General features: G+C 73.1%; 15 protein-coding genes. 4 read left to right on the top strand and 11 right to left on the bottom strand.

Annotation, left to right across the window (positions count from 1 at the left end):
• The 4 genes from B207_RS36300 to B207_RS0129405 all read left to right on the top strand — a co-directional run.
• The coding region (locus B207_RS36300) for a helix-turn-helix domain-containing protein (RefSeq protein WP_018640280.1) at positions 1-441 on the top strand (441 nt) is incomplete at its 5' end.
• A gap of 190 nt (positions 442-631) precedes the next feature.
• Entirely contained in the window at positions 632-844 is a 213-nt protein-coding gene (locus tag B207_RS0129415; RefSeq protein WP_018640279.1) for a hypothetical protein, read from the top strand.
• A 221-nt stretch (positions 845-1,065) separates the two neighbouring features.
• On the top strand, positions 1,066-1,914 hold the full coding sequence (locus tag B207_RS0129410; protein ID WP_018640278.1) for a DNA-processing protein DprA: 849 nt from the start codon (positions 1,066-1,068) through the stop codon (positions 1,912-1,914).
• A gap of 381 nt (positions 1,915-2,295) precedes the next feature.
• Positions 2,296-2,967 (top strand): hypothetical protein, encoded by a 672-nt coding sequence (locus tag B207_RS0129405; protein WP_018640277.1) that lies wholly within the window; start codon positions 2,296-2,298, stop codon positions 2,965-2,967.
• A gap of 130 nt (positions 2,968-3,097) precedes the next feature.
• Here the strand turns inward: B207_RS0129405 and B207_RS36295 are convergent, their stop codons facing one another.
• The 11 genes from B207_RS36295 to B207_RS0129350 all read right to left on the bottom strand — a co-directional run.
• Positions 3,098-4,174 carry a helix-turn-helix domain-containing protein gene (locus tag B207_RS36295; RefSeq protein ID WP_018640276.1) on the bottom strand — a complete coding sequence of 359 codons (1,077 nt, stop codon included), beginning with the start codon at positions 4,172-4,174 and terminating at the stop codon, positions 3,098-3,100.
• A 460-nt stretch (positions 4,175-4,634) separates the two neighbouring features.
• Entirely contained in the window at positions 4,635-7,577 is a 2,943-nt protein-coding gene (locus tag B207_RS42460; protein ID WP_018640275.1) for a BTAD domain-containing putative transcriptional regulator, read from the bottom strand.
• The gene (locus B207_RS0129390; RefSeq protein ID WP_018640274.1) at positions 7,574-7,999 is read right to left on the bottom strand and encodes a pilus assembly protein TadG-related protein; all 426 of its coding nucleotides are present in this window, start codon (positions 7,997-7,999) and stop codon (positions 7,574-7,576) included. The genes B207_RS42460 and B207_RS0129390 overlap by 4 nt, the downstream gene beginning before the upstream one ends.
• Entirely contained in the window at positions 7,992-8,687 is a 696-nt protein-coding gene (locus B207_RS0129385; RefSeq protein ID WP_018640273.1) for a hypothetical protein, read from the bottom strand. The genes B207_RS0129390 and B207_RS0129385 overlap by 8 nt, the downstream gene beginning before the upstream one ends.
• On the bottom strand, positions 8,684-9,190 hold the full coding sequence (locus tag B207_RS0129380) for a TadE/TadG family type IV pilus assembly protein (RefSeq protein ID WP_018640272.1): 507 nt from the start codon (positions 9,188-9,190) through the stop codon (positions 8,684-8,686). The genes B207_RS0129385 and B207_RS0129380 overlap by 4 nt, the downstream gene beginning before the upstream one ends.
• Positions 9,187-9,714, bottom strand: a complete 528-nt coding sequence (locus B207_RS0129375) for a TadE/TadG family type IV pilus assembly protein (RefSeq protein WP_018640271.1) — start codon at positions 9,712-9,714, stop codon at positions 9,187-9,189. Before B207_RS0129375 ends, B207_RS0129380 begins: the two co-directional genes overlap by 4 nt.
• The gene (locus B207_RS0129370) at positions 9,711-9,953 is read right to left on the bottom strand and encodes a hypothetical protein (protein WP_018640270.1); all 243 of its coding nucleotides are present in this window, start codon (positions 9,951-9,953) and stop codon (positions 9,711-9,713) included. The genes B207_RS0129375 and B207_RS0129370 overlap by 4 nt, the downstream gene beginning before the upstream one ends.
• 27 nt (positions 9,954-9,980) lie before the next feature.
• The gene (locus B207_RS0129365) at positions 9,981-10,877 is read right to left on the bottom strand and encodes a type II secretion system F family protein (RefSeq protein WP_018640269.1); all 897 of its coding nucleotides are present in this window, start codon (positions 10,875-10,877) and stop codon (positions 9,981-9,983) included.
• A complete protein-coding gene (locus B207_RS0129360; protein WP_018640268.1) occupies positions 10,874-11,749 on the bottom strand; it encodes a type II secretion system F family protein in 876 nt (291 codons plus the stop codon). Before B207_RS0129360 ends, B207_RS0129365 begins: the two co-directional genes overlap by 4 nt.
• Complete coding sequence (locus tag B207_RS0129355) at positions 11,743-13,080, bottom strand: CpaF family protein (RefSeq protein ID WP_018640267.1); 1,338 nt, start codon at positions 13,078-13,080, stop codon at positions 11,743-11,745. Before B207_RS0129355 ends, B207_RS0129360 begins: the two co-directional genes overlap by 7 nt.
• Before the next feature lie 119 nt (positions 13,081-13,199).
• Positions 13,200-13,469 (bottom strand): transposase (locus tag B207_RS0129350; protein WP_018640266.1); only part of this gene is annotated, 270 nt, incomplete at its 5' end.

Raw genomic sequence — 13,469 nt, 5'->3', positions numbered from 1 at the left:
GGCCTGTCTCTCCAGAAGCTGGAGGCCACCTCCGACGGCAGGTGGACGACGGCGGCGGTCGGCTCCTACGAACGCGGCGACCGCATGATCAGCATCGAGAACCTGGGCCAGTTGGCGGCGTTCTACGCCGTTCCCATCCACGCCTTCCTGCCCGACGGACGTCCCGACCCGCTCCCGCCGCGCACCGCCCGGGTCGTGCTCAACCTGCCCGCACTGGCCCGTGTCCAGACCGAGGACGCAGGGCCGCTGCGCCGCTGGGTCGCCGGGATCCAGCGCGAACGCGGCGACTACGCCGGGCGAGTCCTCTCGATCCGCCACGACGACCTGCGCGCTCTCGCCACCCTCTACACCCTCGACCACACCCAGCTCCTCGACATGCTCCGGCGGTGGGAGGCGCTCGACCCGACGAGCGACGTCGCGGACCCCTTCGACACCGTCTGATCCACCCCGGGGCACGTGACCCGCCCCGCGTAGACGGGACCGCTCTTCCCCGGCGCCGACACCCACCACCGGCTCCTCTCCGCCCCATGGCCTGTGGTCCCCGGGATCCCGGGGACCACAGGCCCGACCAGCCGGTGTCCCCGGGCGGTCCGGTCGGCCGCAGTTGGCTGCGATAGGAAGGAGATGAACCATGAAGATGCTCGGCCGCAAGGCTTTCTCTATCCGCGGCGTCGGTGGGCAGTCCTGTTGCCGGGCTGGCTGCTGCTCGGAGACCGCGCACCAGGGCCGGCTCGGATACAAACGGCACGTCAAGCGCACCGAGCAGCACCACGCCGCCGAGGAGATCGTCGCCGGGATCGCGGAGTACTTCCTCCCCGACGACCCGGACACCCCGTGCCGGTGACGCGCACCACGGCCTGACCGGACCCAGACCTTCGATGTCCGAGCGGCGGGTGAAGGCCAGCGGTGACGCGGGGAGAGGCGAATCAGCACGAGTGCCGGGCAGATCGCTGACTGCGCGGCGTCGCGCCGTGCGATCGGAAATGGAAGCTCTGTTCGACGGCGGGCCGGCGGTGAGCAGCGGCTCTCCCTGGCACCCATCCGTTCACTGAAGGGATCTTGCCCATGGTCACCGTCGCGCCGGCCGAGCGCCGCGCCCGCGCGGCCCTGACCGCTCTTGCCCCCGGCACCGTCCGCGACGCCGCCGTGCACCACGACGGCGCCGAGGCGGTGTGGCGCCTGCACGCCGACACGCGCGCCGACGTGGACCCCGACGGGCTGCTCGCCGTACACGCCGCCCACGGGTGGCGGCTGCTGTGCCCCGGAGACGACGAGTGGCCGGCCCGCCTCACGCCCCCCGGCGGCGGTCCGCTCGCCCTCTGGGTGCGCGGTGCTGGTCACTGTGCCCGCCTCACCGAGCGGTCGGTCGGGGTGGCGGGCACCCACAGCCCGAGCCTGGGGGGCCTGGTGCACGCGGAACAGCTCGCCGGCGACCTCACCTCGGCGCAGCCGCCGATCACCGTGGCCGCCGTGGTGTCAGCCGGGATATCGCGGCGGGCATTAGCCGCCGCAGCGTCACGCGGGGCGGCTGTCGCGATTCTGGCCGGCGCGGAAGGTGCCTGGCACGCCGCGCTGGTCGCCGCGGTCGCGTCCCGCGGTGTGGTGGTGGCCATGAGTCCGCCGCTGCGGGCGGCGTCCGCGGTCGGGGGTCCTGCGCACCGCCACGCGACCGCCCGCACGATGCTGCTCGCGAGGCTGTGTCTCGGGATCGTGGTCGTCGAGGCGGATACCGGTGGGCGGGCGATGGCCATGGCGCGGGCCGCCCGCGCCCGAGGCCGGGTTGTGATGGCGGTACCCGCGGATCGTCCCATGACTGCGCGGCGCCACGCGGGATGCCAGATCCTGCTCCGCAGCGGTGGGGCTGTCCCCGTCGCGACGGCCGCCGACATCGTCAGTCGCCTTCCGACCCGCTAACTCCCGCCCCGGTCGCGGCGCCTGCCCCCACCCGGCCTGGCCCGCTCAGCGGGGCGGGGCGGCGGGGAAGGCCTGCGCCGGGCGTAGGGGACGTGCCGACTGCGGCCGGTGGGACGGCCGTGCGGGGGTGGAGCGGTCTGGAGAGATGAACGGGCCGCCGGTAGTCCGGCGGCCCGTCAGGTGTGAGCTCGGGGGGTGCCCACACGTGTCTGCGATTGTGACTGCCCGGTAGCTGACCTGTCAGGGTCCAAAGGTCCTCCACGTCCTTCCCGTACCCGGCGGGCACGGCGGTGCGCATGGCCGCAGCCGGCAGGCGGCATGCTCGGACGGCGGGTCGTGTGCAGTGGCGCCTGCGTCGTGAGCGACGGAAAGTAGACGGAGATGAGAGCAGATCACCTCGACCGGGGGCTGTGGGCGGTCGCCGGTTCGTACCGCCGCCGTCGCCGCGTCCTCGTCGTGTTCGCGCCGCTGGTCGCGACGCTGCCGGGTCTCGTGCTCCTCGTGCAGGCCTTTCGGGTGGGTGGGGACGGCCGAGAGGTACGTCTCATGGTTGCGAACGTCTGCGTCCTGACAGGCGGCGGGATCAGTTGGATGCTGCACACCTCGTGGGGGCAGGGGGCGCTGGACCGGCTCCCGCTTGCCTCCTCTCGCAGTCGGCTGGCGCACCACGCACTGCGGCTGCACGCCGCGATGCGAGGCGCCGAACGGGCCGATATGTGGGACACCCTGCCTGCGGCTGCGGCTGCGGCTGCGGCTGCGGCTGCGGCCGTTGCCCACGCCGCGCGCCACCTGCATCCGACCGGCGCGCAGAGCACCATTACGCAGCTAGCGGGAAGCGCCGTGGTCGGTGCGGCGGAGACAGCTACCCGGGACGTCATCCATGAGCTGGAGGAATGGCTCCTGAGAATCAGCCGCGCAACCGGCGCCGTCACCGGCCCCGATCAGCTCGTTGCCGAGGGCACCGCCCACAGGGACCGGAGCGGTGACGACCCCGCGGAAAGTCCCGCGGAGACCATGCTCGCGCTTACTCGCCTCGCCCTGATGATCACCTAGGGCTGGCAAGGTCGCGCTGCGCCCGGGGGCCTTCGAACGGCGTTCCGGCGTTCCGGCGTTCTGGCTATGCGGGACCGTCTGGGAGCCAGGCTGTGCTCGGTGGGGTTCTGCTGCTCACGGTGCTCACCGCTTACCGCGGTAGCGGTGACCCGCCGGCGGGAGTACCGGCGGTAGCCGGCGGCGCCGCAGGGTGCCGTGCGTGGGCCCTGTCGGGCTGGCCGGGCAGGTAACCGGCTCTGGCTGCTGCGGCACCGAGCTGGAAACGGGTGAGGACGCCGAAGCGGTGGCAGAGGTCGGCGACGTCGCGTTTGACGGTGCGGTCGGAGACACCGAGCTCGCGGGCGGCGCGGATGTCGTCGAGGCCGCGGTCGAGCAGGAGCAGCAGCGCGCGTTGGCGGCGGATCGCGGCTGGTTCCTCGGCTCCGACGGGGTGGCGTTGGGCGGGGATGGTCTGTTCGATCCTGGTGACCATCTCGGTGACGGCGCGCACCAGGGTGGGTGCCACCGCGACGAGGCCGCCTTCGTCGAGGTCGTCGTCCCGGACGGGGATGAGCGCGGCGGTGGCGTCCCAGACGATGGTGCGCATGGGCACGGCCGGGGCAACCTGGATGCGTCCCATGGGGGGTAGGCATCGGGTGGGTTGGCGGCGCTGGGCGGCGGCGAGCGCGGTCGGGCTCCATACGCTGCTGATCTGCACGCCGCGTGCGGCAGCGGGGACCAGAAGATCGGGCACGTTGCCGCCGAGGTCGGGGGGTGGGGGTCCGGTCTGCAGGAACCGTACGCAGGCGGTGCTTTGCTCGGTGAGTTCGGCCATGAGGTGGAAGATCTCGTCGCGGGTGAGGAACTGGACGCCGGTGCTGGTTCCGGTGCGGCGCCGGCCGGCGACGTAGTCACCGAAGAGGCCTGATCGGTAGAGCTGGGCGCGTTCCTCGGCCATCCTGGCGCGTTCGGCGGTGAGGGCGGCTTCCTGATGGGCGTGGCGGGCTTGCAGGATTCTGACCGGGTCCTGGGGTTCCCACTGGCGGCCCACCTGGCGCAGGAGCCCGGCCTCGACGAGCCGGGTGATTTCGACTTCGACGACGGGCTCGGGTCGTCCCAGCCATTCGGCGAGCAGGTCGATGTTGCAGTAGGGGTGGCGTGCCACGGTGCGCCACACCTGTTCGGAGAAGTTGTCCAGCTTCTCGAATCCCAGCTCGGAGATTCTCATACCGCCTCCATGTAAATTGCTTATAAGCAAAGAGAAGGTCCGACTCGTGCACCTCCGGGAGGCGAACGTGCGGGTGTCACGGCGGGGGCAGGTCCGTGGAATTGCATCGCCGTGCTGTACGTGCAGCACGGCGTAGCGCATCTGATGCGTGTCGATCCGTGACGATGAGGCGGATGTCACCACTGTGGCGGAGAGCGACCTCTCGCCGCGGAAGCGATCACCTTCGTGCGCGTAGTGAATGTCCTCGCCACATGTGATCTATCGGGATCTGGATGTGACTGCGGTCGTGTGGAGGCGGTGGCAGGCGAGCGAAAGGAAAGGGTGCCCTTCGTTTCTCGGCGTGGAAGCTTCCGCCACCGATGCCGGGGCTTTTCGCGGGCGCGCGGAAGGCGCCGTGTTCTGCCGCGTGGATGAGCTGCGGAGGCCGGGTCGGCGAGAGCTGAGTGGACTGTGGTTCATGTCAGGTGCTGGGGTGTTCAGGTCGGCGGGGGAGGGCGGGTCGGATGATGCGTCGCGGGCCGGTCTGGCTGGGTGCGGGTCGTGGGGCGCGGGTGAGGTGAGCGAGGAGGGCCTGGGTCTCGGGGGTGGGGTCGACGTCGAGGCCGTGGGCGTCGAGGGCGTCGCGGAGACGCTGGTAGGTGCGGCGCACCGCGTCGGGGCGTTGGCGGGTGGCATGCAGGCGCATTACATGCCGGTAGAGGTCCTCCACGGTCGGGGTCAGGGTGAGTGCATGTTCCAGGTGGGCGAGGGCCTGGTCGGGGTGGTCGTCGGCGTGTAGGTCGGCGAGGTCGGCGAGCGCATCGACGGCACGGTGTTCCAGGTCATGAACGACAGGTGCAGCCCAGTCGTAGGCGGTGTCCCCCAGGGGCGTGGCGGTGGCCACGGCGGCGGCCTGGGTGAGGGCGGCGATCCGTGCGCCGTCCTCGGTGGCGTGGCCGGCGGCGGTGACGGCGGCGTTGAACTCCCACACGTCGACCGTGACCAGCGTGCGGTCCAGGCCGTAGCCGCTTTTGCCTCCGGTGATGAGGGTGAGGGTGGGGTCGGCGGTGGCGGTGCGCAGGGTGTCACGCAGGGCGGCGACGGCGCGGTAGATCTGGTTGCGGGCGCGGGTGGGGTCGTGGTCGGGGAGCAGCTCGCTGGCGAGCCGGTCGCCGCTGATGCCGTCGGGGTGCAGGGCGAGGTAGGCGGCGATTTCCAAGCTGAGGGTGCGTACGCCGGTCGTGAGGGGCGTGCCGTCGACGTGGAGGGTGGGCCGGCCGAACAGGACGAGTCGTATCCGCCGGGGGGCGTCGCCTGGTTCCTTGGCAGGTGGGGCAGGCCGTTCGGGGGCGCGGGGCGTGGGGGGATCCGGGGAGACCGAGACAGCGGTGGCGAGGGATGGCACCGGCTCGGGACACGGCGGTGCCTCCGTCACGGCTGTCGCGAGGGGGGCGGCCGGGGCTGGTGACGGTGCGGTGGTGGGGGCGAGGTCTGCCGGGGTGGGTTGGTGTGGGGCGGTGGGCTGGTCGGCGGCTTCGGCGAGGACGGAGAGAAGGTCGCTGGCCTGGGCGGCGGTGAGCTGCCAGCGCAGGGGCGGCGGGTCGTCGGCTGCCGGGCCGGTGGGGTCCACGGTGACGGTGTAGATGCCCAGACGGCCCCTGGTCTCGGCCGGGGCGGTGAGGCGTCCTTCGCGCGGGGTGGGGGTGGCGGCGAGGAGGAGGACCATGGGGATCATCTCGTCGGGTAGCGCGGCGCGGAGTTCGTCCAGGCTGGTCGTGGAGGTGCCATCGGCCAGCCGGGCGCGGCGCAGCGCCTCGCGGCCAGCGAGGTCGAGCGCGGCGTCGGTGCTGGCGGTGACCGTGACCTGGGGCAGGGTGCCGAGGAGGGGGCGGGGCAGGTCGAGCAGGTCGACGGCGCCGCTGGGGATGATCAGGCGGGCGGGCCAGGCGTGCCGGGTGCAGTGGTGGGCTGCGAGAAGGTGCAGGACCAGGGCAAGTGCGGTGGAGACCGCGGTGGGGCCGCGTAGGTCGAGACGGCCGGTGCGCAGCAGTTCGGCGGGAAGCTCACCGAGGTCGATGTTTCCCGTGGCGCTGTCGGCGCCGGGAGGACCCGCGGCACGGGCGGCTGTCGGCATGTCAGCTGCGGCGTCGGGGGGCAGGTCGTCGCGGCTGGAGGCAGGTGCAGGTTCTTCGGGTGGGGTGCGGTCCGGGGTGGGCTGCTGTTCGTCGTCGATGGGTGTTCTGCTGGCGCGCAGGATCTCCCGGATGACGAGGGGCAGGGGCTGGTCGAGGGGGGTGGGTTGGCCGGGTGGGGTGGGGACCGGGCGGCGGCGGGTGCGTAGGAGCCGGGCGACGGTGACGGCGGCGGCGAGCGCGGTGATGAGGCCGAGGGGCAGGACCGCGCCGGAGGGCAGCCGGACCGGCGGGGCGTTGTGGGGCGTGGCCGGGGGTGATGTGGCGGGAGCTGGCCTGCTGGCCTGCGGTGCCGGCATGGGGGCGGCCACGGGTGGGCTGGGTGGGCGTGGTGCTGGGGGGATGGTGGGGGTCCATCCAGGGGGGACGGTGCTGCGCGGCGGTGCGCTGGGCGTGGCCGGGGAGGGGGTCGTGGGATCGGGCGGGGCGGGGATGGTGGCTGGTGCTGGGGCCACACTCGCCGGCGCAGGCGGGACAGCGGCGTCGGGTGAGGCCGGGGGCAGGAGAGGCCGGGCGTCGGGCGGCAGGTGCAGGACCCATCCGGGCCGTAGCAGATCGGGGCTGGTGAGGCGGGTGCCGTCGGCTTGGACGCGGCCCTCGTTGAGGGCCCAGATGTCACGCCACCGCAGCCCGTCCCCGAGCCAGAACTCGGCAAGCGACCAGAGCGAGTCGTGTACCGCGACGGTGCAGCTGGGCCCGGTCGATGCGGCGGTGCGCGTCGCTGCGGCCAGTTGCTTGGCGTGTGAGGTGGGGTCGGCGGGGGCGGTGACGGGTGCGGCCTGCCGGTAGGCGGTGAGGACCGCCGTGGTGGGTGGGGCGGGTGTGGCGCGGGTGGCGGCGGTGAGGACGCCGGTGAGGATGGTGCCGACGAGGACGGCGGCCAGGGCCTGGGCGGGCCCGGCGGTGGGCAGACGGGGCCGGGGCCAGCCGCCGGCCGTCGCGGTGATCTCGACGGCGACGGAGAGCGCGAGCAGTGTGTAGGCGTACCAGAACAGGCAGCCGATCAGGCCGAGGACCAGCCCCTCGGTGAGCGGTGCGGTCGCGCCAGCGGCGATCTCATTCCAGGTCGGGATGTGATCGGGTAGCGGCCAGCCCACGAAACGCCACATCGCGGCGGGGGCGGCGATCAGCACCGCGCCGCCGGCGGTGAGAGCGGTGAGCGCGCGCAGCAGCCCGCCGAGGCGGGCGCGCAGTCGGACCCGGGGTGTGTGACGGCTGTGTCGGTGGCTCATGGGATCGCGGGCGGGGCGACGCTGTGGACGGGGGTGGCGGTGCCCTGCCCGGTGACGGTGAGCGTGTCGACCCCGACGATCCCTAAGAGTTGGGTCGGGATCCGTACCGTGACCTGCACCGTCACCGTGGCGGCAGTTGCGGTGACGGTCCCCTGCGCGTCGGCGGAGGCGAGGTACTGCTCGGCGCGGCGGCGGGCCGCGGGCGGGTCGAGCTGGATCACGCCGCGGGTTCGGTAGGTCGCCAGGTCGAGTGCTTGGGCGCCCGCGCGGGCGGCTTCCGCGGCGAGGCTGATCGCTGCCGACTTGCGGGTGAGGGCGAGGCCGCCGTCGACGACCAGGCCGGTGACCCCGAGCAGCGCAACGGTCAGGACGACGAAGAACGCGGTCACGGTTCCGGCGTCCACCCGGTCCGGCTCAGCCACGGCGGTACCCGTCCCAGCCGGCCGCGGTCACCGCGGCCGGGGTGTCGGAGGCGGGTAGCTGGACGCCAGGGGTCGTGGGTCTGAGGTCCGCGAGCCGCCAGTCCTCACCGACCCAGACCAGTTCCCAGGTCACGGCCCCGATCTGGGCCACAGCTGGCGGGTGTTCTGCGGAGATGCGGCTGGCGTAGAGGAGAGCGATCACCGCACGGTCGGGGCGCTCGACGAGAAGCTGGGTGCCCAGCGGACGGAAGAACAAGGCACTGCCCGGGGGGAGGTCAGGCGGCTGGTAGCCGTCGTCGATCACGCCTTCGCTGCGTTGCACATAGTCCCGGGTCGCGACGGCGGCGAAGATCCCGACCTGGTCGGTGTCTGCGCGGGGCATCAGCAGCGAGCTCCAGCGGACCGCGGCCGACACCGCGCCGAGGGCGTTGTGCGGAAAACCCAACGGCACTCCCTGCGCGCCCATCGTGTCTCCGCGAGGAAGGACCACTGGCCCGTCGGTGTCGGGCCGCGGGGCCGTCGCCAGGGAGACGGGGCGTTCCGTGCCGGTCTGACGGGCGGTGTCGCAGGCAGCCAGGAGAGCGAGTACGGCCAGGGCGAGCCCCGCGGCCACGCCGCGCCGTACCGCGACGATCAGCCTGGAGGACCGAGAGAGCCGCGGGGTGTGGGTGCGATGCAGCCGCCTCATACGACTGCCCCCAGGGCGAGGCCGTCGGGAGGAGCCGGCTGCTGCAGGAAGGATGCGAGAGCCACGCTGCGGTAGACGTCGATGGGGGCGCTCGCCGTGGCGGTGATGCGTTGCCCGGGGAAGGGCAGGCCGGCCGCGAGGTCGGACTGATCGAGCTGGCAGTCCACGGTGGCACGCACGACACCACCGGCGTGGAACTGGCTGGTGTCCACGGTGACCGTGACGCGCGTGCAGGGCCCGGCGTCGGGGGTGAGGTCGGCGGCGAGGGCCTGTTCGGCGGCGGTGCGGGCCTGGGCGGGGGTCCGGGCGATGCTCGCGGCGCGGGCAGCGGTGTGCGCTGCCGTGTCGACCTGCCCGCGGGCGTTCACCGCCCGCCCCGCATAGACGATCAGCAGCAGCAACAGGACGATCAGCGGGGTGAGCAGGGTCAGTTCGACCGCGGCCGACCCCCTGTCGCCCCCGTCGCTCTGCCGGCCTCGTCGGCGTTGCGGTGACCTGCTCATGGGGCGAGCCGTTCAACGGCGCCGGTGGCGTGGCCTGTCACCGGCAGGGAGAACCCGGGAAGCAGGCTGATGGCGCTCCCGGTGATGGTGAGAGTGACGGTGTCGGGGTGGGCGTCGAGCTGGATGTGGGTGCCGGTGAGGACACGGTCGCCGAGCTGGTCGAGGGTGATCTGCGCGCTGTCCGGGCCGGCGGTGGGCGGGGCGCCGTAGGCGCGGGCGGCGTCCGCGCCGCGGCGGGCGGCGGTGGCGGCGATGTGGCTGGCGTGCGCCCACAGGGCGTACTGCACGACGAGCAGCAGCATGGTCATCAGCAGGGGTGTGGCGATGACCAGCTCGACGCTGACCGCCCCTGCGTCGCGGGAGCTGCGGCGGGTAGGGCGTCGCACCTGCGGGTGGGCCTGCGCGGGGACGGGGCTGCCGGCGCGGCGGCGGTGAGACGGGGCGCACGCGGCGCCGAAGACGGTGCGCCGGTGGGGGCCGTGTCGCTGTACCCGCGCCGGTGGGGAGGCGAGGCGGGTGCTCATAGGTCGATGCTGTTGGCCTTGTCGAGCACAGCCTGGCCGATGATCGCGATCACGGTGAGTGCGAGGACGACCAGCAACGCGGTGACGATCACCGTTTCGGTGGAGTAGCCGCCGTCACGGTCCTCCTCGCGGGAACGCTCTTCCCACGCCTGTAGCCGCTTCCGGGTCTGGCCCCAGACGGTGAGGGCGAGGGCGGCGAGGACGTGGAGGGGCCGGTGGCCAGGGTCGGGTCGGGTCACGGAAGTCCTTCCGGAGGGACGCGGGGGTTACAGGGCTCCCAGCACGCGGGCGACGGCCGGGTAACCAATCAGGAGCAGGAAGCCGGCGAACAGGACAGCGACGGGCAGCGACATCCGTTCGGTGGCGGCGGCGGCATCCGCGTCAGCGTCGGTGAGCGCGCGCAGGCGGATGGAGGCGGCTTTCGCCGCGAGGGAGGCGCGGATCTTCGCGCCTTCACCGCCGGCGAGTTCCACACTGGCGGCGGTTTCGACGATGTCGGAGATGCCGTGGCGGTGCCCGAGGTCGGCGAGCGTGATCCAGATCGGGGTGCCGGTGAGGACCGCGGTGTCCACAGCGCGGCGTAGTTCGGTGTAGGCGGGGCCGGTGCCGATGGACGCGGCGTCGTCGAGGGCCTGTTCCACCCCGGCGCCGCCCGCCAGCGCGATCACGACGAGGTCCAGGAAAGCGGAGAACGCGGCGCGCAGGGCCCGGCGGTGGGCGGCGGCGTCGGCGCGGACGGCCAGGTCCGGTGCGACGAAACCGGCGGCGGCGAGGACGAACGCACCCGCCGCGGGCACCACCACGGGCAGTCGCACTCCACCGACGGCGAGAACAACGGCCAGGACGGGAAGCAGGAAGAACCCGACCACCCCGCTGGTGATTTTCTCGGCGAGGTGGGTGGCGGGATCCCGATCGAGTGCGGTGAGGTCGCGGCCAATGCTGGCGGGAATGAGCTGACCGGGGGCGAGGCGGCGGGCGAGGGGACGTCCCGCGCGGGCCGCCCACCCGCCCGAGACTGCCGCGGGTTCGCCGGGGGTGGGTGGGGTGGGGTGCAGGTCGGCGATGAGCTGCTGCAGGTCGGGTTCGGTGGGGCGTAGACCGGTCCAGAGCAGCCACAGCCCGACACCCGTGGCGGTCCCGCAGACGAGCAGGAGGCCGGTCATGGCCGGCTCCGCGCGGGCAGGCGGGTCAGGATTCTGTCGGAGGTCGGGGTGCGGCCCATGCGCGACAGCCAGGCCAGGCCCGCGGCGAACAGCCCGGCCACCCCGAGGAGGACCAGTTGACCGGCAGCGTTGTCATAGGGCTCGACAAACGCGGGAGAGAGGACGACGAGACCGAAAGCCATGGTCAGGGTGGTGGTGGCGATGACCCGGGTGGCCGTGCGGATCCGCGCCCGCCCCGCCAGCGTGCGTAGCCGTAGGGCGGTCTGGTCTCGGGTGGCGGACGCCAGCCGGCCCAGGAGGTCCGCGAGGTGACGGGCCTGGCGAGACGCGGCCATCACCAACGCGGCCACGACCAGGTCCGCGGTCGGATCGTCGAGCTCGTCGGCGAACTCCGTGAGCGCGTCGGGCAGGCGCACCCCGGCATCAAGGGCGGTCGCGAGGTGCACCACCTCGGCGCGGATCGGGGTGGGCGTGATCGGGGCGGTGGCGCGGATGGCCTGTTCCAGCCCGGCGGCGCCGGCGAGGGTGTCACGCAGCATCTCCGTCCACACGGCGATCGCCTCCATCCGGTCGGTGTGGGCGTGCTCGGCCCGCCCCGCGCTGAGGAGTCCCGGCACGATGACGACCGCGAGGGCGGCGAGGGCGGCGGCGACCGGCCACCCTGTCAGCAGCCCGACCGCGAGCGCGGCGGCGAGCGCGCCGGTGGCACGGGCAGCGCGGGCCTGACGCGACGGGCCGGCGCTGCGCCGGCCGGCCCACGCGCGGATCGCCGCGGTGAACGGGGCGGTGCCGGTACCGGCCAGCCACAGGCCGATCCCACAGCCGGTCCCGCAGCCGACCGCGAGCACCACCCCGGCGTCCGCGGTCACCACGGCGACCAGCCACCCTCCGCCCCGCTGCCGGACACAGGGCGATAGGACTGCTGGTGGTCGTCGACGCGGGCGAGCAGGGCTGCGGTGTCGGGGCGTAGCGGTGCGCCGGGGACGGCGGCGCCGTCGGGTCCGGGGCGCCACACCTCATTCGTCGCGAGGATCATGCCGTCGGCACCGGCGACCTCCCGGACGCTGGAGACGACCCGCCGCCCGTCGGGGGTGTAGCCGAGGTGGATGACGAAATGCACCGCGCTCGCCGCCAGCAGCGTGGTGGCTTCCATGCTGAGCCGCTCTGCTGCCTGCGCGGCGTAGGCGGCGAGCTTGAGGAACACCGCGCCAGAGGAGGAGGCGTGGATGGTGGCCATCGAGCCGTCAACGCCCATGCTCATCGCGTTGAGCATCGGGATGACCTCGGCGCCGCGGACTTCGCCGACGATGACCCGGTCAGGGCTCATCCGGAGCGCGGAGCGGGCCAGGTCGGCCTGGCTGAACGCGCCTGCGCCTTCGATGTTGGGCTCGCGGGCCTGCAGCGCGACGACGTCGCCGTGCTGGCCGTCGCGGTCGAGGCCGAGTTCGTAGCTGTCCTCAATCGTGATGATCCGCTCGGCATACGGGATGTCCGCGGCCATCGCCCGCAGGAACGTGGTCTTCCCGATCCCGGTCCCGCCCGCGATGAGCAGGTTGCGCCGGGCCAGGACCAGCCGGTGCAGGAACATCCGCAACTCGGCGCTGATCATGCCGAGGTCGGTGACGAGCTGGTCGAGGGTGATCTGCTGGTAGCGGTGGCGACGGATCGACACCGTCGGCCGATGCGCCACCGCCATCAGCGCATGGAGCCGGGAGCCGTCGGGGAGCTGGCAGGACACCTCGGGAGAGGCCCGGTCCCAGCGGCGTTCCTCCACCCCGGCGCGGGCCACCACGGTGCGGACCAGCTCGACGAGCTCGGCATCCGAGCGGGCGACCGCGGGCAGGCGTTCGCGGCGGCCGTCGAAACGGCGCACCCACACCACATCGGCGCCGTTCACCGAGATGTTCTCGATGCTCGGGTCATCCAGCAGCGGCTGCAGGCCCCCCAGTCCGTAGAGGCTGTCCAGGACAGCCCGGCTGATCTGCTCCTCGACCTGCCCGGACAACAACCGCCCGCCGTCGGCGAGCTGGGTCTGGGCATACTGCGCCAACGCCGCGGAGATCAGCTCGGAGGTGAGCGCCCGCTGATCCGCCCGGCCCAACGGCGCCAGCCCCTGAGCTTCGCGGGCTTGGAGCCGCGCGGACAGCGCCGCGCCGACCTGCACCCGGACCCGCGCCGCCAACGCATCCACGTCGCCGCTCATCGCAAGCCTTCCCGGGGGCGCGCCGCAGGTGCGGCATGGTCAGGAATCATGGGAACCCAGCCAGACCCCGCCGCCCGCTCCTCCTGCCGCGGGGTGGTAAACGTCGCGGACTCTGCTGCTTAATTCGCGGTCGGGGTTGTGCGCTGCTGGCTGAGGCGGGTGAGTCTGCTGGTGCGGGGTGTGAAGGGCGGCTGGTGGGGGTTCCAGTGGGCGTCGAGGCGGATGACGTTGACCGCGGTGGCGGAGAAGGCGTGTTGGAGGCGGGTCTTGGGCAGGCCGCGGTAGCGGGCGTTGCGCAGGCCGGTGACGTCGAGGGCCTGGTTGATGGTTCCTTCGATCCCGGCGCGTAGGGCGTAGCGGGTCTTCCAGGTGTCGGTGGCCTGCTCGGC

The sequence above is a fragment of the Parafrankia elaeagni genome (assembly GCF_000374165.1).
Taxonomy (GTDB): Bacteria; Actinomycetota; Actinomycetes; order Frankiales; family Frankiaceae; genus Parafrankia; species Parafrankia elaeagni.
This window is presented reverse-complemented; position numbering and strand designations above follow the sequence as displayed.